Consider the following 17,838-nt stretch of genomic DNA (forward strand, 5'->3'; position numbering starts at 1 on the left):
CATATACCTTTCTTACTGATGGAGTATAAAAATGTAAAAACCATGGAGGTGTTCCCCCTTGCTAAAATATATCGGAAGACGCTTAGTCTATATGATTATCACACTATTTGTGATTGTAACCGTGACATTCTTCTTAATGCAAGCAGCACCGGGCGGGCCATTTTCAGGTGAGAAAAAGCTTCCGCCTGAAATTGAAGCAAACTTAAATGCGCACTATGGCTTGGACAAGCCGCTGTTTGTACAATACGTCAGTTATTTGAAATCAGTTGCAATGTGGGATTTCGGACCATCATTTAAATATAAAGGTCAGAGTGTTAACGACCTGATCAGCTCAGGTTTCCCCGTTTCATTCACTCTTGGAGCAGAAGCTATTCTCCTCGCTTTAGCGTTAGGTGTATTGTTTGGGGTCATTGCAGCCCTTTACCATAATAAGTGGCAGGATTATACCGTCGCGATTTTAACGATATTTGGTATTTCGGTTCCGAGCTTTATCATGGCGGCTGTTCTGCAATATGTGTTCTCCATGAAGCTTGGGCTGTTTCCGGTCGCGGGGTGGGATTCCTGGGCATACACCTTTTTGCCTTCAATCGCACTTGCTTCCATGCCGATGGCGTTTATTGCCAGACTTTCCCGTTCAAGCATGATCGAAGTGTTAAACAGTGATTATATCCGCACAGCGAAAGCGAAAGGGCTGTCCCGCCCAGCGGTTACAGTGCGGCACGCCATTCGAAATGCGCTTTTGCCGGTTGTTACATACATGGGCCCGATGGCCGCACAGGTCTTAACAGGGAGCTTCATTATTGAAACTATTTTTGGGATCCCGGGGCTTGGTGCACACTTCGTCAACAGTATTACAAACCGTGATTATACAGTCATTATGGGTGTAACGGTGTTCTTCAGTGTCATCTTGCTATTGTGTGTATTAATCGTAGATGTGTTATACGGCATTATTGATCCAAGAATCAAGCTTTCCAAAGCAAAGAAAGGAGCCTAGGCCATGCAGAACATTCCAAAAAACATGTTTGAACCAGCCGCAGCGAATGCCGGCGATGCAGAAAAAATAAGTAAAAAGAGCCTTTCCCTCTGGAAAGATGCGATGCTTCGCTTCCGCAGCAATAAGCTTGCAATGGTCGGGCTTATCATTATCGTGCTCATTATCCTTATGGCAATTTTTGCGCCGATGTTCTCAAGGTATGATTATTCAACTACTAATCTCTTAAATGCGGATAAGCCGCCTTCAAAAGATCACTGGTTCGGCACAGATGATCTTGGACGGGACATTTTCGTCCGTACATGGGTAGGAGCGCGAATCTCAATCTTTATCGGTGTCGCAGCCGCTGTTCTTGATTTGCTGATCGGCGTCATTTGGGGAAGCATTTCAGGCTTCCGCGGAGGAAGAACAGATGAAATCATGATGCGCATCGCTGATATCCTTTGGGCAGTTCCTTCATTGTTAATGGTTATCTTACTGATGGTTGTTCTTCCGAAAGGTCTATTTACGATTATTATTGCCATGACGATTACAGGCTGGATTAATATGGCCAGAATCGTGCGCGGACAAGTGCTGCAGCTGAAGAATCAGGAGTATGTGCTTGCTTCACAGACACTGGGTGCAAAAACATCCCGTCTTCTGTTTAAACATATCGTGCCAAACGCAATGGGTTCTATTTTGGTCACGATGACACTGACAGTTCCTACTGCGATTTTCACAGAAGCCTTTTTAAGCTATTTGGGACTTGGTGTTCCGGCTCCGCTGGCAAGTTGGGGAACGATGGCTTCTGACGGATTGCCTGCATTGACCTATTATCCGTGGCGTTTATTCTTCCCTGCCGGATTTATCTGCATTACAATGTTTGGCTTTAACGTTGTCGGCGACGGATTAAGAGACGCATTGGATCCTAAGTTACGTAAATAAGGGAGTGATACGGGTGACACGCCTATTAGAAGTAAAAGATTTAGCAATTTCATTTAAAACATATGGCGGAGAGGTTCAGGCGATCCGCGGAGTGAATTTCCATCTGGATAAAGGAGAGACGCTGGCCATTGTTGGAGAATCAGGTTCCGGAAAAAGTGTAACCTCTCAAGCGATTATGAAGCTGATTCCAATGCCTCCAGGTTATTTCAAACGCGGTGAGATCCTGTTTGAAGGAAGGGATCTGGTGCCGCTGTCCGAAAAAGAAATGCAAAATGTCCGGGGAAAAGAGATCGGCATGATATTCCAAGATCCGATGACTTCCTTAAATCCAACGATGAAGGTCGGTAAACAAATTACGGAAGTGCTTTTTAAACATGAAAAGATCTCAAAGGAAGCGGCTAAAAAACGCGCGGTTGAACTGCTGGAATTAGTCGGTATCCCAATGCCGGAAAAGCGGGTGAACCAATTTCCGCACGAATTTTCAGGCGGTATGAGGCAGCGGGTTGTCATTGCCATGGCGCTTGCGGCGAATCCGAAGCTTCTGATCGCCGACGAGCCGACCACTGCACTTGATGTAACGATTCAAGCACAAATTCTGGAATTGATGAAGGATTTGCAAAAGAAAATTGACACGTCCATCATCTTTATAACACACGATCTTGGTGTTGTGGCGAACGTTGCTGACCGGGTCGCTGTCATGTACGCGGGACAGATTGTAGAAACAGGTACGGTAGACGAAATTTTCTACGATCCGAGACATCCGTATACTTGGGGGCTTCTTGCATCCATGCCGACACTGGAAAGTTCAGGAGAGGAAGAGCTGACTGCCATTCCGGGCACGCCGCCTGATTTGACAAACCCGCCAAAAGGAGATGCTTTTGCCCTGCGGAGCCCTTATGCGATGAAAATCGATTTTGAACAGGAGCCGCCAATGTTTAAGGTATCTGATACTCATTATGTCAAATCGTGGCTGCTTCATCCCGACGCGCCAAAGGTAGAGCCTCCTGAAGCGGTAAAAGCGAAAATGCGTAAACTGGCAAACACGTACGAAAAACCTGTCTTAGTGAGAGAAGGTGAATAAATTGACTGAAAAACTATTAGAAATCAAACATTTAAAACAGCACTTTGTCACGCCGAGAGGAACGGTTAAGGCTGTAGATGATTTATCATTTGATATCTATAAAGGTGAAACATTAGGGCTGGTTGGTGAATCTGGCTGCGGTAAATCGACAACAGGCCGAAGCATTATCCGGCTGTACGAAGCAACCGATGGTGAGGTGCTGTTCAACGGCGAAAATGTGCACGGGAGAAAATCGCGGAAAAAGCTGCTGGAATTCAACCGCAAAATGCAGATGATTTTCCAAGATCCATATGCATCCCTGAATCCGAGAATGACAGTTGCTGATATTATTGCTGAAGGCCTTGATATTCATAAGCTGGCGAAAACGAAAAAAGAGCGGATGCAGCGGGTCCATGAACTATTGGAAACAGTGGGATTGAACAAGGAACACGCGAACCGCTATCCTCATGAATTTTCCGGCGGCCAGCGCCAAAGAATCGGGATTGCCAGAGCGCTTGCTGTTGATCCGGAATTCATTATCGCGGATGAGCCAATTTCCGCTTTGGATGTATCCATTCAAGCGCAGGTCGTGAATTTAATGAAAGAACTGCAAAAAGAAAAAGGGCTCACATACCTGTTTATTGCCCATGATTTATCGATGGTCAAATACATCAGCGACCGCATTGGAGTCATGTATTTCGGGAAACTGGTTGAGCTTGCGCCGGCAGATGAGCTGTATGAGAATCCGCTTCACCCATATACAAAATCACTGCTTTCTGCGATTCCGCTTCCAGATCCGGATTATGAGAGAAATCGAGTCCGCCAGAAATATGATCCGTCCGTCCATCAATTAAAAGATGGGGAAACGATGGAATTCCGTGAAGTCAAACCGGGACATTTTGTGATGTGCACGGAGGCTGAATTTAAAGCTTATTCCTAAACCAAAAATCCTTCAAGAGAGATCTCTTGAAGGATTTTTTACGGCATCATAGAAAGTGAGAATGATGGTATTTACAATTAGAGGAAAAAAGCGGAGGCGAAATACAATTCAATTTCTGCATAACAAAAATGTTTTTGCGCTATTGCTGTCTCAATCTCTTCAATCCTTAGCAGGAGTCCTTGTCACAATCGTTTTAATGGTCCGTGTTTATCAAATGACTGACTCCGTTTTTTTGGCTGGACTCGTATTATCGTTCATGTCGTTTGCGAGTATAGCGGCAAGCTTTTGCGTCTCTCCGGTGCTTCGCAATCTCGGTTTTAAAAAGGTGCTTGCGGGCGCAAATCTGCTGAGAGCGGTCTTTACAATCCTGATGGCATACAGTGTCACTCTTCACGGACAGGCATTCTTTTGGATTACGCTGCTGTTTGTTTTCTGTTTTTCCTTTGCGGGCGCTTTTTTTCAGCCGGCAAGATTCGCGCTGCTGCCGATTATTGTTCCAAAAGAGCACTATGTAAAAGCGAATGGCGTGATCTCCCTTTCGAATCAATTGTTCTTAACAGCAGGCTGGGGCCTTGGAGGCCTTCTGACGTACGCCGTCCCTTTTGAAGTCGTTGTCGGTGCAGCCATTTGCCTGTTTGTTCTTTCGGCAGCTTCCCTCAATGTGCTTCATATAAATGAAAAAACGACTGGTGGAACAGATGAAAAAGCATCTGGCAGAAGTATATGGAAGGATTTAATGATTATCCCTATTGTAAGAGACATTACTTTTATGGACATGATAGAAGCTTTGGCGGGTTCTGTTTGGTCGTCTGCTATTCTTCTCGCCTTTACTGTGGTTGTTTTGCATGAAACAGAAGCGTCGTGGGGGATGTTTAACGCTTCTTATTTTATAGGTGCCATTGTCGGCAGTGTGATTGCCATTCGTTTTTCTGCTTTTTTTGAGCGTAACATGGGCTGCGCTATTGTTTTCTGCTCGCTTGTGATGGCGGCGCTGACCCTTCTATTCTCATTTTCTACAATCCCGTTTTTATGCGCGCTGGCTTGTGCCGCAATGGGGCCTTTTTATCAGGTGCGTGATATTTGCCAGGAAACCATGCTGCAGGAGGTTATTCCCGAGCAGAAACGTATCGGAATCATGGCTGCGAAAAATGCAATTTTGACTCCTTGGTCAGGCGTCACCTACTCCATTATGGGGCTAGTGGCTGATGCAGCTGGTGCGAAAACAGCTTTTATTGCGGCTGCTGCATTATATATCATGACGTTTTTGATTGCACTGGCACAGCCCCGCCTTGTTCATTACAGGCGGGAAAATCGAGTCCAATGAGATGCACTTCAGAATGAACGGAGCAGCTGGCTCCGTTTTTTGCTGAAAAAAATGAAACCATGGCGGAAGTTCGTACGTCTTTATAGATGTAAGGCTGTTTAAACAAGAAGAAATGGGGTATATCTAAAAGTATGAAGACAATGAACTCATAAGGAGCAAATCAATGAACTGGTATGAAAAGCTTAGCGAGTACTTTCCAATTGAAGAAATGAAATCAAAAGCGCATATGGAAGCTCTTCTGAAAGAGCGAAGCGATATTTATCATAAGGATGAAGGCAAACATCATATTTTAATGTTTGCGGAATTCGATTCTTTTATTTTCGTTGATTATCTGTATGTGTCTAAGGATGCAAGAGGGCAGGGGCTTGGCGGCAAATTGATCGCAAAGCTGAAAAAGAAAAATAAGCCCATATTGCTCGAGGTGGAACCTGTGGACGAAGATGATACTGATACAGAAAAACGCCTGAGGTTTTATCAAAGAGAGCATTTCAAGCATGCTCAGTCAATTGGGTACCGTCGCCGGTCATTGGCTACGAATGAAGTAAACAAGATGGAGATTCTATACTGGTCACCGAAAACAGAATCAGAAGAAGAAATTCTTGAAGCCATGAAACAGACATATGAAAACATTCATACTTATAAAGATGAGAAATGGTACGGGGAATCGTACGAAAAAACGGATGAGGTCTTGGAAATCATCGATGAAGAAAAACAAAAAAATATTTTCGATCAGTTAAGCTAATTGAGAATAAGAACATATCATGAACATTAAAAATTTGCTGGATTGACACATTTTTTTCTTAGGATACTGTTCACACTTACTTTTTTATAGTATAATACCTGTAAAGATTCCTTTTTTAGAGTAATTTCAATTTAAGAATAAAATAGATGTTCATCCTACTAATTAGAGGAGTGAAGATGAATGGTTACACTATACACATCACCAAGCTGTACTTCATGCAGAAAGGCGAGAGCGTGGCTCGAGGAGCACGATATTCCATTTGTAGAAAGAAACATTTTCTCTGAACCTTTATCAATTGATGAAATAAAACAAATTCTTCGAATGACTGAGGACGGAACAGATGAAATCATCTCAACCCGTTCAAAAGTATTCCAAAAACTCAATGTGAACGTTGAATCTATGCCGCTGCAAGATTTGTACCGCTTGATCAACGAGCATCCAGGTTTGCTTCGCCGTCCGATCATCATCGACGAAAAACGTTTGCAGGTCGGATATAACGAAGACGAAATCAGACGTTTCCTGCCTAGAAAAGTTCGCTCTTTCCAATTAAGAGAAGCACAGCGTTTGGCAAACTAATAAATCGTATCATCAAAAGAAGGCTGAGTCATCAGCCTTCTTTTATTTTTCAACCTGCTGGTAATAAATGCTCGCAAGGATGACAAACGCAACCGTCAAAATGGGGAGGAGTGTTTCGACTGTGCCGTGCTGCGCCATAAAAAGAGACAGCTTTTTGTCTCTGACAATCATTTCTCCGCCAGTATAAGCAAGCAGCCCGCTTCCCGCGTAAATCAGAAGCGGTATTTTCTCTAGTGCAATATGGATGAGTTTGCTGCCCCAAATAATAACCGGAACCGATACACACAAACCTATGACGACGAGAGAAAACTCACCGTGTGATGCTCCTGCAACTGCGATGACATTGTCCAGCGACATAAAGAGATCTGCAAGTACAATCGTTCGTATCGCTCTCCACAAAGAGGTGCTGCTTTTAATGTGCTGCGTATCTTTTTGTTCGATCAGCAGCTGATATCCTAAATACAGCAGGAAAATTCCGCCGGCGCACTGCAAGAACGGAATGTTCAAAAGATATACTGCTGCACTTGTTAATCCGATTCTCATGGCAACGGCTATAAATGTTCCGAGAATAATAGCTTGCTGTCTTTGCTTGTCCGGCAAATTTCTGCTGGCCATGGCAATGACGACCGCATTATCTCCGCCGAGGATCAGGTCGATCCCAACAATAACAAGCAGAGAAATCAGATAGTCATGCTCCATGAATCGGCACCTCGCTTTCAGTCCTTCGCTTGTACTACTACTATATGAGACAGGCCGTATTTTATGATATCTGCAGCCTGAACTGCCGTTTTTTAGGCGAAGGTGCATTTTTATTTCTTTTGTGACTGTTTTATCATAAAATAGAAATACAAAGGAATTCACACTGGCCTTGCATAAGGTTAAGATGTGGACGGAATGGGTAAAGTGTAGTAAAGTACAATTAATCGGGAGCTTAGATGTCCCTTCAACATCTTATATAGAAGGGAAGGTTGGCAAATGGAAATTGAAAGAATTAACGAGCATACAGTAAAATTTTATATGTCTTACGGAGATATTGAAGATCGCGGTTTTGACAGAGAAGAAATTTGGTATAACCGTGAGCGCAGTGAAGAACTGTTCTGGGAAGTCATGGATGAAGTTCATGAAGAAGAGGAATTCGCTGTGGAAGGCCCTCTTTGGATTCAAGTTCAGGCACTTGACAAAGGATTAGAAATCATCGTTACAAAAGCCCAGCTTTCCAAAGACGGACAAAAGCTCGAACTGCCGATTCCTGAGGATAAAAAGCAAGAACCAGCATCTGAGGACCTTGACGCCTTGCTGGATGATTTCCAGAAAGAAGAGCAGGCCGTCAATCAGGAAGAGAAGGAGCAAAAGCTTCAGTTTGTCTTGCGATTTGGCGATTTTGAGGATGTTATTTCTCTATCTAATTTGAACGTTAACGGAAGCAAAACGACTTTATATTCGTTTGAGAACCGATATTATTTATATGTAGATTTTTGCAATATGACTGATGAAGAGGTTGAAAATCAGCTAAGCATCCTGCTGGAGTACGCAAATGAATCCTCAATCAGCATACACCGTCTTGAAGAGTACGGCAAGCTGATTATTTCAGAGCATGCTCTAGAAACGATAAAAAAACACTTTGCATCATAGCAAACCGATTTCTTTCCGGAAATCGGTTTTTTTTATACACTAAAATGCCATTTTGAGATGTGAAAAATCAAAAACATACGTACAAGCGGAAATACAGCGAACAGGAGTTGATCAATTTATCCAGAAAGTATACCTCATCTGGAAAGGAGAGGTGACAATTGTTTAGTGCTGTGACTGAAGACGGTCAAATGTTTCACCTTCTAGGCGCTCAGCAAAGCCAAAAATTAAAGCGGAAACGATTCTTCTGTCCGGTATGCGGAGAAGAGCTTGCTGTGAAGCTCGGACTTCAAAAAGCGCCGCATTTCGCCCATAAACAGAACAAGTCCTGCTCCATAGACATAGAACCGGAAAGCGCCTACCATTTAGAAGGAAAAAGACAGCTGTACGTATGGCTGAAAACGCAAAAGGCTTCTCCCATATTGGAACCGTATATAAGGGAAATCAACCAAAGACCGGACATCATGGCAAGGATCAAGGAGCGTATGGTTGCAGTTGAATATCAATGTGCCACTATCAGTCCGGATGTCTTTCAAAAGCGGACAGAGGGCTTCAAACAAGAAGGGATCATCCCGCAGTGGATTATGGGACACAGCCGCTTACAACGGACTGCTTCGTCCTTTTATCAGCTTTCAGCTTTTCATTGGCAGTTTATCAATGCAAATCCATACAGAGAACTGATATCTTATTGTCCGGAAAGGCGTTCTTTTCTTCGGCTCAGCCACATCATTCCATTCTACACAAACCATTCTTATTCCTCAGTCCAAACGATCCCTATCCATCGGGCAGGTATAGACGATCTTTTTTTCACTAAATCGAAATCCCCAATTCAATATTCAGGCTGGACGAAAGCGATTCACCGTTTTCGCCATAAACCCCATCGGTATAACTCAAAGGAAACAAATCGCCTTAAGCAGCTGTTTTATGAGAAGCGGCAGACGTCCTTTTCTTTTCTGCCGACTGAAGTGTTTGTTCCTGTTGTAAAAGGGGCAGTTTTTAAGAGTCCGGTTTTTGTGTGGCAGGGGTTTCTTTACCTGTTTATCACGGATCTTGGAGAGAAACATGCGCCAATTCGTTTTTCAGCCGTTTTACAGCAATGCAAACTGCACATTCATAAAAAGAACATTGCACTCAGATTCGAATGCAGCGAAGAGTGTCTTTCAGAAGCTGTTAAACAGTATATTGATTTTTTGTGCAAGAAGGGATTTTTAAGGGAGACTCAGAAAGAAGTATATGTGCTGAACCAGCCTGCAGATGGCATTCGCTCAATGCAGGATCTCATAGAAAGAGACCGCAGCTGTTTTATAGAATGAGTTTGTCTGATTTGGCTCACCCTAAGACAAAGGTGGTGGGCTGGCTGTGAACGGCACAAAAGGAAAGGTTTTTCGTGTTTTTACTGCTTTTTTGGCATTCGTTCTCTTCATTACTGCATATGATTTGACAAAAGGCAGTGAAAAACCGGAAGATATTCACAACACAAGTTTATTGAGAAACAGTTGCTTTTTCAATTGGCTTGAATCAAAGAAGACGAGGGGGATCACCATGGCTGAGGAAAAAAAAGCAAATCAACTGCCTGACAGAAGTGAGGTAAAGGCAGAAGACACATGGAGACTTGAGGATATTTTTCCTAGTGATGAGGCCTGGAATAAAGAATTTCAAGCTGTAAAAGAATTAATTCCGAATTTATCTAAGTATAAAGGAAAGCTGGCAGATTCAGCTGATCATTTATACGAAGCTCTTACGTATCAAGATAAAGTGATGGAGCGGCTGGGAAGGCTGTACACATATGCGCATATGCGCTCTGACCAAGATACCGGGAACTCCTTTTACCAAGGGCTGAATGACAAAGCGGGAAACCTGTATACACAGGCCGCAAGCGCGACAGCTTATTTGGTTCCGGAAATTTTATCCATAGAAGAAGACAAACTGCAGCAGTTCATTCTTGAAAAAGAAGAATTAAAGCTGTACTCTCATGCGATTGAGGAGATTACAAAAGAACGTCCGCATGTGCTGAGCGAGAAGGAAGAGGCGCTGCTTGCTGAGGCTTCCGAGGTATTAGGGTCATCTTCAAATACATTCAGCGTGTTAAATAACGCAGATATTACGTTCCCGTCCATTAAAGACGAAGACGGGAATGAAAAACAGATCACTCACGGCAACTTTATTAATTTCTTGGAAAGTGAAAACCGCGAAGTCCGCAAAAATGCGTTTGACGCAGTGTATAAAACGTACGGACAATATAAAAACACAATGGCCACGACACTAAGCGGCACTGTGAAAAAGGACAACTTCTACGCGAGAGTGAAAAAGTACAAGTCAGCGCGTGAGGCTGCGCTTTCTAACAACAGCATTCCTGAGGAAGTATACGATAACCTCGTGAAGACGATTAATAAGCATTTGCCTCTTCTCCACCGCTATATCGCGCTGAGAAAGAAAGTGCTTGAGCTTGATGAAGTGCATATCTATGATCTGTATACACCGCTTGTGAAGGATGCGGGGATGAAGGTGACATACGAGGAAGCCAAAGATTACATGCTGAAAGGCCTCGCACCTTTAGGGGAGGAATATGCCTCTATCCTAAAAGAAGGACTGGAAAACCGCTGGGTGGACGTTTATGAAAATAAAGGAAAACGCAATGGCGCTTATTCATCAGGAGCTTATGGCACGAATCCGTATATTTTGATGAACTGGCATGATAACGTCAATAATCTCTTTACGCTCGTGCACGAGTTTGGACATTCCGTACACAGCTACTATACGAGAAAGCACCAGCCATATCCGTACGGCAATTACAGCATCTTTGTCGCGGAAGTTGCTTCTACGACAAATGAAGCGCTCCTTGGCGAATATCTGCTGAATAATTTAGAGGATGAAAAACAGCGTTTATATATTCTCAACCATATGCTTGAAGGCTTCAGGGGAACGGTCTTCAGACAAACGATGTTTGCCGAGTTTGAACATCTGATCCATACGAAGGCGCAAGAAGGCGAGCCGCTTACACCAGAGCTTCTGACAAATGTTTATTACGATCTGAATAAAAAGTATTTCGGAGACGGCATGGTGATTGATAAGGAAATCGGTCTTGAATGGTCGCGGATTCCGCATTTCTATTACAATTACTATGTGTATCAGTATGCGACAGGGTACAGCGCTGCCCAAGCATTAAGCAGCCAGATTTTGAAGGAAGGAAAGCCGGCGGTTGACCGTTATATTGACTTCCTTAAAGCGGGAAGCTCACAATACCCGATTGATGTCCTGAAAAAAGCGGGCGTTGATATGACGTCTCCAGAGCCAATTGAAGCTGCTTGCAAAATGTTTGAAGAAAAACTCGATGAAATGGAAGAGCTGCTGATGAAAGTCAAGCAGTCTTAAAAAAGTAAGCCTGTGCGGAAATGACGCACAGGCTTTTTTTAAAACCCTTTAAAGGTTTTCCGGTGATTCAAGCGGTAGAGGGTAAACAAAATAGACAGAAACAGCAGAGGAGAGGTAATATAAAGCGGCAGCATATGCATCATGCCTAAGATATTCAGACAGAAAAAAACGGCAATGCACGCAATTGAGATCAAAGTAGACATCATGGCGGTCCTCCTCGTCCTTTTTCCTTATAAGGATATGAGTAAATGCACTCTGTTATGTTTTGTGACAAAAATATGAACATTAAGCATAGAGGTTGTCAAAAGTCGACATCTTTTGTTATCATAAGGATGTGAAATTGATCACAAACAAACATTACCCCTTTGTTTGACCGTGAAAAATTTCTCCCATCCCCTTTGTTGTCGTTAAGACATATGAAACCGCGCTTATCCCGGCGCGGTTTCTTTAGTGCTAAAAACGGAACATACGTTTGGTTATAGCGTAAAAAAACAGCCTCAAGCATATGCACGCCTGCGGCTATTTTTCACATGATTGATATTCATCAGAATAAGTGCTGAGAGACTTCCAAAACATTCCGTGTTTGGCTTCCACTTTGGCAACCTTTTTAGCAAACGCCAGTTTTTTCATTTCTTTTTCTACTTCTTCAAGGCTCAGGTCATATACAAGAGCAATTTCCTTCGAGGCAACGAAGCGGAAATATTCAATAAAACATTCTAAAGGCGGTGTTTCCGACGGCTTCGGCTCGTCGCCAAGCATCTCAAATAAAATTTCTTCATATACATCGTATGAGTAGCTGCCAGGAACTTTAAGCCCTTCATCCTCATGCTGCGTATTGAAAAACGTCAGTGTCGGATTAACAGAAACATCCATCTCAGCAGCAATTTTCATGTCACATTGAAGCGCCTTGACCGCGCTTTGAGAATGCAGATCTTTTTTGAATTCTTCAAGATCGAGACTTGTATTTTCAGCAATCTCCAAAAGCACGTTTTCATCGGTGATGTTTTTCTTTGAAACAAATAGGCTCTCCTGCATATTTCTGAGAAATTGCATGCCGGCTTTTCTTCCTTGCAATTCGGCTGCTTTAAAAGCGAGAGCAGCCATATAAGGTGATGAAAGCGGCTGATCTTGCTCGAACCAGAGATTGCCGTCACACGACATGCCTGAGCGGCTCGCGATCTTTTCCCATGCTTCTGCGAGAAGATGCTTTTTTCGCTTTTTATTTAAAGCGGTAAGGCTTGCGGAAGCGATAATGCGTAAGGTGAAAAAACGTCCGTATCTGATTTTCAGCTTTTTGATGACGGGCTCTAAGGACCAGCATTCAGGACATAAAGGGTCTACAAACATATAAATCTCAAGCGGTTTTTTTGGATGACCGTGGCAATGGGCGAAGTATAGCTCATGCTGATAGTTTGTCAAGATGATCGATCCTCCGCTTCCGTTTGATTCACCATATGCCTTGCTGTCAACTCCAGCCGGCCAAACAAAAACTCGCGAATTTCGCCCTCCAGCCCTACATGGTCCATTGCGTCCTTCATACAGCTGAGCCACGCATCAGCTCTCTCGTTTGTAATTGGAAAGGGAAGATGCCTTGCTCTGAGCATAGGATGGCCGTGTTCCTCAGTATAAAGAGGAGGCCCGCCTAAATACTGAGTTAAGAATTGCTTCTGTTTCCTGGCGGTTTCTGTCAAATCGCTCGGAAAAATTGGCTTCAGCAAAGGATGAGACGCGACACGCTCATAAAAAGTATCAACAAGTTGCGATAGAAGTTCCTCTCCAATCGCTTCATAAGGTGCGTTAAACGATTGTCCCATGTTGACTACTCCTTTAAATATGGCTAATAGGAATCATAAATCCTATTGCAAAAAGTAATTTTCTGTATTTCATTGTTTCATCTAGGTTTATTTTAGCAACAAGGCATCATTTCTACAAACAAACTGCCTTTTTTGCGTATGATGACTAATTTCGGCTGACAGCCGGGTTTGTATTTCATATCATATCACATAAAAATCAGGAATGCGTAAGATTTCACTTCGCAAAAAAACCAGAGGGGGAGCCCTCTGGTTACGCGTAATAAGCTGAAGTTATTTTTTTTACATAGTTTTGCGTTTCTTGGAAAGGAGGAATGCCTCCGTACCGGTCAACATTCCCCGGTCCGGCATTGTAAGCCGCTAATGCCATAGACACATTGCCGTCGTATTTATCCAACATTTGTTTTAAATATTTCGTTCCGCCCTCCACATTTTGCTGCGGATCAAGCGGGTTGGAAACGCCTAGTGAGCGTGCTGTTGATGGCATCAGCTGCATGAGGCCCATCGCACCTGCTCCGCTGACCGCTTTTGCATTAAAGCCTGATTCCTGCTTGATGATGGCACGAATCAGTTTTTCATCGACGCCATATTTATCAGCGGCGTTTTTAATCGCACTGTCAACGGAGAAGTCTCCCGAACTGATCTGATTTGCTTCTCGTTTGTTTGAAGCTGAATCTGCAGCAACTGTTGCGGTGCTTTCTGCCGCTTTTGTGATTGTACCTGAATTGCTGCTTGTATATGAGTTAAGCCCATACGATGAAAGCAGTGACGGCGCTGTTGTATTCGCGCTGTTCAGCATGCTGAGCGGGCTTGGCGATGAAGAAGGTGCTGATTGCTGAGATGCCAGACCGTTTGTATATTGGCTGAGCAAAGAGCTAAAACTTGAAAGCGGGCTTTCCGTATTCTGAGTGTCCGAGCTGCTGCGTGCATTAGATATGGACTGTAGTGCCTGAAGCTGAAGTAAAGCTGCCCAATTCGTTACATTCACGATGTCATTCCACCTTATATAGACTTTCGTTTTTCTTCATAAAAACGCAGAATTTTATTTTTGGTTTCGCGCTGAGGAATGTTGAATTGCTGAAGCAGTTTTTCGAAGGCTTGTCTGCCCTCATGCCAATCCGCCGCCTCAAATTCAATTTCATAGTCCTCTTTATTTAAATATCGGCTGTGGTCTAAAACTATTAAGCCTTTTTCTGTTTCTTTTTCCGCACGGTTTGTTGCTAAAGATCCAAAGTATTGAATGGCATCCGTATCGATCTGAAGCTTGTGCAGCTGGTCCTTCACAGGGCCCTCGGGAACTGAAAATGCAGCGAGATCTGATACCTCTGAAAGCTGCTGGTGCGTTTCCAGAAGCCCCACATCAGCCGGCTCCTTTAATGTAAGGACATACTTTCCGTTTTTTCTGCGAATACGAAGCGCAGCATGTTTTTGTTTCAGCGCGAAGCTGTCTGTATCAAAATAATGATTCTTTTGATCTGTAAAATCTTTTTCTGTCAGCTGGAGTGCCGCTGTTATGTTTTTGAATTCTTGTTTGGTTAGCATGTTTTTAAATTCGATTTCAATTTCTTGGGTCATGATGCTCTTCCTTTCCGCCCTGTAAATCTTATTTTTACTATTATCTCTTTAGATGTTTGGTTTATCAATATCGAGCTTGATATGATAAAATGAATCTGTACTTTGTTTAAAAAGGAGAGCATTATGCAAAACAGAATCGAAATTTTAAATGCAACATTATCGGATGATCAGCTTCGCCTTGCCTGTCAGACAGAAGGAGACGAAGCAGTACGCAAGCCGTCAGGTCAAATGCTTGTTGATTCTGACCACTTTGCTTTTGTATACATACTTGAATTAGCTGATTCTTTTGAATATGTCATTATAAAGGAACATGTATGGCCGGAATTGAAGCAGGCCTATGCACAAAAAATGCCGGTCCTATTAGAGGCAGGAGACCAAACGATTGAACTGGCAGGCCTGCATGAGGAGCTGGAATATCTTTTAGAAAATATAAAAGACAACGCAAACTATGGAGAAGAAATGGAAGAAAAAGTGAAACGCGTGTTTTTATAGAAACTGGTTCGGAATTGGGGGATGTATGATGGATGACAAACAATGGGAGCGTTTTTTAGTGCCGTACCGCCAGGCTGTCGAAGAGTTGAAAGTGAAGCTCAAGGGAATCCGCACATTATATGAATACGAGGACGACCATTCACCGATCGAATTTGTGACCGGACGCGTCAAGCCTGTGGCAAGCATACTTGAAAAAGCGAGACGGAAAAGCATACCGCTGCATGAAATTGAAACCATACAGGATATCGCTGGCCTTAGAATCATGTGCCAATTTGTCGATGACATCCAAATCGTAAAAGAGATGCTTTTTGCCAGAAAAGATTTCACCGTTGTGGATCAGAGGGATTATATTGCGGAACATAAAGAGAGCGGATACCGGTCATATCATCTTGTTGTGCTGTATCCTTTGCAGACGGTGTCCGGCGAAAAGCATGTTCTCGTGGAAATACAGATCCGTACACTGGCGATGAATTTTTGGGCGACCATTGAGCATTCATTGAATTATAAATACAGCGGAAACATTCCGGAAAAAGTGAAACTAAGACTTCAGCGCGCTTCTGAAGCGGCTTCCCGGCTTGATGAAGAGATGTCGGAGATCAGGGGTGAAGTACAGGAAGCTCAAGCTGCCTTTTCAAGAAAGAAAAAAGGAAGCGAGCAACAATAGGTAAAGGGGAAGAAGAGCATGAAATTTGCCGTATCATCAAAAGGAGATCAAGTTTCTGATACGCTGAAAAGCAAAATACAGGCGTATTTATTGGATTTTGATATGGAACTGGATGAAAATGAACCGGAAATCGTCATATCAGTCGGAGGCGACGGAACGCTTTTGTATGCTTTTCACCGATACAGCGACCGCTTGGACAAAACAGCATTTGTCGGTGTTCACACAGGTCATCTGGGATTTTATGCCGACTGGGTTCCTCATGAAATTGAAAAACTTGTTCTCGCGATTGCGAAAACACCGTATCATACTGTTGAATATCCGCTTCTCGAAGTCATTGTGACCTATCACGAAAACGAGCGGGAAGAAAGATACTTAGCCTTGAATGAATGTACGATTAAAAGCATAGAAGGAAGCCTTGTTGCTGATGTGGAAATCAAGGGGCAGCTCTTTGAAACCTTCCGGGGCGACGGCCTCTGCCTGTCAACACCATCAGGCAGCACAGCCTACAATAAGGCGCTGGGCGGAGCGATTATCCATCCGTCTATCAGGGCGATCCAGCTTGCGGAAATGGCTTCTATTAATAACCGCGTGTTCCGTACGGTCGGATCACCTCTGCTTCTCCCATCCCATCATGATTGCATGATTAAGCCGAGAAACGAAGTTGACTTTCAAGTGACGATTGACCATTTAACCCTTCTTCATAAGGATGTGAAGTCGATCCGCTGCCAGGTTGCATCCGAAAAAGTGCGGTTTGCGAGATTCCGTCCGTTTCCATTTTGGAAAAGAGTCCAGGATTCGTTTATCGGAAAAGGTGAATAGAAAGAGGAAGTATCGTGGAGCATTTTTATATCAGAAAGAACATTACTTCCGCCGAGGACGGGATGACTGTAAAAGAATATGCCGGTGAACTCGGAATTTCGAAGCGTCTGCTGACCGATATTAAGTTTGGCGGGGGAGACTTGCTGATCAACGGTGAGCATGTGACGGTTAAAGCCATTTTGAAAGAGGGAGATCTTCTTATTGTGAAGTTTCCTGAGGAACAGGTGAGCGAGACGCTACTGGCAGAGCCTGTTCCGCTCGATATTCTTTATGAGGATGAACATGTGCTTGTGATAAACAAGCAGCCGTATGTGTCATCAATCCCTTCGAGAGAGCACCCCTTCGGCAGCATCGCCAATGGAATTATTGATCATTATCAAAAAAACGGAGTGAGGGCGACAGTTCATCTTGTCACCCGGCTAGACCGGGATACATCGGGAGTGATGCTTGTTGCCAAGCATCGATTTGCCCACTCCATATTATCGTCAGCACAAAAAAACGGACTTGTGAAACGCCGGTATGCGGCAGTGGTTCATGGGCGGATGGCGCAGATGGAGGGAACAGTCGATGCCCCGATCGGCAGACATCCTGACAGTATAATTGAACGGACGGTAACGCCGGACGGCCAGAAGGCTGTTACGCATTTTTACGTCACATGTGCAAATGACGATATGACCTCGGTGACGTTGCAGCTTGAAACTGGACGAACCCATCAAATTCGTGTTCATATGAGTTATCTCGGGCATCCGTTGTGCGGCGATACACTGTACGGCGGAACGAGACGGGACATTGGCAGGCAGGCTCTGCACAGCGAGCATCTTTCGTTTATCCATCCGCTGACACAGGAGAACATGACGTTTCATGTTTCATTGCCTCAGGATATGAGAAAACTGATAAAAGGAGAGAATCATTGATTCTC

Annotated in this window: 21 protein-coding genes and 1 pseudogene; 15 read left to right on the forward strand and 7 right to left on the reverse strand. The window is 43.7% G+C overall.

Going from position 1 to position 17,838, the window contains the following annotated elements:
- Window positions 1–58: 58 nt before the first annotated feature.
- The 7 genes from oppB to spx all read left to right on the forward strand — a co-directional run bounded on the left by oppB (window position 59) and on the right by spx (window position 6,557).
- A complete protein-coding gene (gene oppB / locus BLL41_RS01340) occupies window positions 59–994 on the forward strand; it encodes an oligopeptide ABC transporter permease OppB (RefSeq protein WP_003245554.1) in 936 nt (311 codons plus the stop codon).
- A gap of 3 nt (window positions 995–997) precedes the next feature.
- Window positions 998–1,915 (forward strand): oligopeptide ABC transporter permease OppC, encoded by a 918-nt coding sequence (oppC, locus tag BLL41_RS01345; protein WP_003232954.1) that lies wholly within the window; start codon window positions 998–1,000, stop codon window positions 1,913–1,915.
- A 4-nt stretch (window positions 1,916–1,919) separates the two neighbouring features.
- Window positions 1,920–2,996: an oligopeptide ABC transporter ATP-binding protein OppD gene (gene oppD, locus BLL41_RS01350; protein ID WP_083427894.1), complete on the forward strand. Its 1,077-nt coding sequence runs from the start codon at window positions 1,920–1,922 to the stop codon at window positions 2,994–2,996.
- Window position 2,997: 1 nt separating this feature from the next.
- Window positions 2,998–3,915 carry an oligopeptide ABC transporter ATP-binding protein OppF gene (gene oppF, locus BLL41_RS01355; RefSeq protein ID WP_071576517.1) on the forward strand — a complete coding sequence of 306 codons (918 nt, stop codon included), beginning with the start codon at window positions 2,998–3,000 and terminating at the stop codon, window positions 3,913–3,915.
- 106 nt (window positions 3,916–4,021) lie between these two features.
- The gene (locus tag BLL41_RS01360; RefSeq protein WP_071576919.1) at window positions 4,022–5,239 is read left to right on the forward strand and encodes an MFS transporter; all 1,218 of its coding nucleotides are present in this window, start codon (window positions 4,022–4,024) and stop codon (window positions 5,237–5,239) included.
- 163 nt (window positions 5,240–5,402) lie between these two features.
- Window positions 5,403–5,981 (forward strand): GNAT family N-acetyltransferase, encoded by a 579-nt coding sequence (locus BLL41_RS01365; protein ID WP_003244921.1) that lies wholly within the window; start codon window positions 5,403–5,405, stop codon window positions 5,979–5,981.
- A gap of 180 nt (window positions 5,982–6,161) precedes the next feature.
- Window positions 6,162–6,557, forward strand: a complete 396-nt coding sequence (spx, locus tag BLL41_RS01370; protein ID WP_014476435.1) for a transcriptional regulator Spx — start codon at window positions 6,162–6,164, stop codon at window positions 6,555–6,557.
- 42 nt (window positions 6,558–6,599) lie between these two features.
- On the opposite strand, the gene BLL41_RS01375 is transcribed toward spx, so the two are convergent.
- Window positions 6,600–7,256: a TerC family protein gene (locus BLL41_RS01375; protein WP_071576518.1), complete on the reverse strand. Its 657-nt coding sequence runs from the start codon at window positions 7,254–7,256 to the stop codon at window positions 6,600–6,602.
- A 169-nt stretch (window positions 7,257–7,425) separates the two neighbouring features.
- Here BLL41_RS01375 and BLL41_RS22480 point away from each other — a divergent pair, with 169 nt between their 5' ends.
- Window positions 7,426–7,566 carry a hypothetical protein gene (locus tag BLL41_RS22480; RefSeq protein ID WP_141770187.1) on the forward strand — a complete coding sequence of 47 codons (141 nt, stop codon included), beginning with the start codon at window positions 7,426–7,428 and terminating at the stop codon, window positions 7,564–7,566.
- Window positions 7,533–8,189 (forward strand): adaptor protein MecA, encoded by a 657-nt coding sequence (gene mecA / locus BLL41_RS01380; protein WP_003232942.1) that lies wholly within the window; start codon window positions 7,533–7,535, stop codon window positions 8,187–8,189. The genes BLL41_RS22480 and mecA overlap by 34 nt, the downstream gene beginning before the upstream one ends.
- Here mecA and BLL41_RS23260 read toward each other — a convergent pair.
- Window positions 8,184–8,304, reverse strand: a pseudogene (locus tag BLL41_RS23260) (hypothetical protein). The gene mecA and the pseudogene BLL41_RS23260 overlap by 6 nt on opposite strands.
- A gap of 73 nt (window positions 8,305–8,377) precedes the next feature.
- Here BLL41_RS23260 and BLL41_RS01385 point away from each other — a divergent pair.
- Window positions 8,378–9,499: a competence protein CoiA gene (locus BLL41_RS01385; RefSeq protein WP_445605241.1), complete on the forward strand. Its 1,122-nt coding sequence runs from the start codon at window positions 8,378–8,380 to the stop codon at window positions 9,497–9,499.
- Between the two features lie 229 nt (window positions 9,500–9,728).
- Window positions 9,729–11,558, forward strand: a complete 1,830-nt coding sequence (gene pepF / locus BLL41_RS01390) for an oligoendopeptidase F (protein ID WP_168780813.1) — start codon at window positions 9,729–9,731, stop codon at window positions 11,556–11,558.
- 38 nt (window positions 11,559–11,596) lie between these two features.
- Here the strand turns inward: pepF and BLL41_RS01395 are convergent, their stop codons facing one another.
- The 5 genes from BLL41_RS01395 to BLL41_RS01420 form a co-directional block, all read right to left on the reverse strand.
- Complete coding sequence (locus BLL41_RS01395; RefSeq protein ID WP_071576521.1) at window positions 11,597–11,764, reverse strand: hypothetical protein; 168 nt, start codon at window positions 11,762–11,764, stop codon at window positions 11,597–11,599.
- A 313-nt stretch (window positions 11,765–12,077) separates the two neighbouring features.
- A complete protein-coding gene (gene spxH, locus BLL41_RS01405; RefSeq protein ID WP_041521296.1) occupies window positions 12,078–12,977 on the reverse strand; it encodes a protease adaptor protein SpxH in 900 nt (299 codons plus the stop codon).
- Window positions 12,974–13,372: a globin domain-containing protein gene (locus tag BLL41_RS01410; RefSeq protein ID WP_003232928.1), complete on the reverse strand. Its 399-nt coding sequence runs from the start codon at window positions 13,370–13,372 to the stop codon at window positions 12,974–12,976. Before BLL41_RS01410 ends, spxH begins: the two co-directional genes overlap by 4 nt.
- A gap of 250 nt (window positions 13,373–13,622) precedes the next feature.
- On the reverse strand, window positions 13,623–14,357 hold the full coding sequence (cwlQ, locus tag BLL41_RS01415; RefSeq protein ID WP_071576523.1) for a bifunctional muramidase/murein lytic transglycosylase: 735 nt from the start codon (window positions 14,355–14,357) through the stop codon (window positions 13,623–13,625).
- A 14-nt stretch (window positions 14,358–14,371) separates the two neighbouring features.
- Window positions 14,372–14,944, reverse strand: a complete 573-nt coding sequence (locus BLL41_RS01420) for a CYTH domain-containing protein (RefSeq protein WP_071576524.1) — start codon at window positions 14,942–14,944, stop codon at window positions 14,372–14,374.
- 123 nt (window positions 14,945–15,067) lie between these two features.
- Between BLL41_RS01420 and BLL41_RS01425 the strand changes: the two genes are divergently transcribed.
- Genes BLL41_RS01425 through BLL41_RS01440 form a run of 4 tightly spaced genes read left to right on the forward strand, consistent with a single transcriptional unit; the run spans window position 15,068 to window position 17,833 of the window.
- The gene (locus BLL41_RS01425) at window positions 15,068–15,436 is read left to right on the forward strand and encodes a UPF0738 family protein (protein ID WP_071576525.1); all 369 of its coding nucleotides are present in this window, start codon (window positions 15,068–15,070) and stop codon (window positions 15,434–15,436) included.
- Between the two features lie 28 nt (window positions 15,437–15,464).
- Window positions 15,465–16,100: a GTP diphosphokinase gene (gene yjbM, locus BLL41_RS01430; RefSeq protein ID WP_071576526.1), complete on the forward strand. Its 636-nt coding sequence runs from the start codon at window positions 15,465–15,467 to the stop codon at window positions 16,098–16,100.
- Window positions 16,101–16,118: 18 nt separating this feature from the next.
- Window positions 16,119–16,919: an NAD kinase gene (locus BLL41_RS01435; RefSeq protein WP_003232918.1), complete on the forward strand. Its 801-nt coding sequence runs from the start codon at window positions 16,119–16,121 to the stop codon at window positions 16,917–16,919.
- Window positions 16,920–16,933: 14 nt separating this feature from the next.
- The gene (locus BLL41_RS01440) at window positions 16,934–17,833 is read left to right on the forward strand and encodes an RluA family pseudouridine synthase (RefSeq protein WP_071576527.1); all 900 of its coding nucleotides are present in this window, start codon (window positions 16,934–16,936) and stop codon (window positions 17,831–17,833) included.
- Window positions 17,834–17,838: the final 5 nt, after the last annotated feature.

The sequence above is a fragment of the Bacillus sp. FMQ74 genome, from assembly GCF_001875785.1.
GTDB lineage: Bacteria > Bacillota > Bacilli > Bacillales > Bacillaceae > Bacillus > Bacillus stercoris.

Bases quoted from the DNA above. Each gene is read 5' to 3' on its own strand.
- oppC (WP_003232954.1), top strand. From the start codon at position 998: ATGCAGAACATTCCAAAAAACATGTTTGAACCAGCCGCAGCGAATGCC.
- BLL41_RS01365 (WP_003244921.1), top strand. From the start codon at position 5,403: ATGAACTGGTATGAAAAGCTTAGCGAGTACTTTCCAATTGAAGAAATG.
- spx (WP_014476435.1), top strand. From the start codon at position 6,162: ATGGTTACACTATACACATCACCAAGCTGTACTTCATGCAGAAAGGCG.
- BLL41_RS01375 (WP_071576518.1), bottom strand. From the start codon at position 7,256: ATGGAGCATGACTATCTGATTTCTCTGCTTGTTATTGTTGGGATCGAC.
- mecA (WP_003232942.1), top strand. From the start codon at position 7,533: ATGGAAATTGAAAGAATTAACGAGCATACAGTAAAATTTTATATGTCT.
- BLL41_RS01385 (WP_445605241.1), top strand. From the start codon at position 8,378: ATGTTTCACCTTCTAGGCGCTCAGCAAAGCCAAAAATTAAAGCGGAAA.
- pepF (WP_168780813.1), top strand. From the start codon at position 9,729: ATGGCTGAGGAAAAAAAAGCAAATCAACTGCCTGACAGAAGTGAGGTA.
- BLL41_RS01395 (WP_071576521.1), bottom strand. From the start codon at position 11,764: ATGATGTCTACTTTGATCTCAATTGCGTGCATTGCCGTTTTTTTCTGT.
- BLL41_RS01410 (WP_003232928.1), bottom strand. From the start codon at position 13,372: ATGGGACAATCGTTTAACGCACCTTATGAAGCGATTGGAGAGGAACTT.
- BLL41_RS01420 (WP_071576524.1), bottom strand. From the start codon at position 14,944: ATGACCCAAGAAATTGAAATCGAATTTAAAAACATGCTAACCAAACAA.
- BLL41_RS01425 (WP_071576525.1), top strand. From the start codon at position 15,068: ATGCAAAACAGAATCGAAATTTTAAATGCAACATTATCGGATGATCAG.
- yjbM (WP_071576526.1), top strand. From the start codon at position 15,465: ATGGATGACAAACAATGGGAGCGTTTTTTAGTGCCGTACCGCCAGGCT.
- BLL41_RS01435 (WP_003232918.1), top strand. From the start codon at position 16,119: ATGAAATTTGCCGTATCATCAAAAGGAGATCAAGTTTCTGATACGCTG.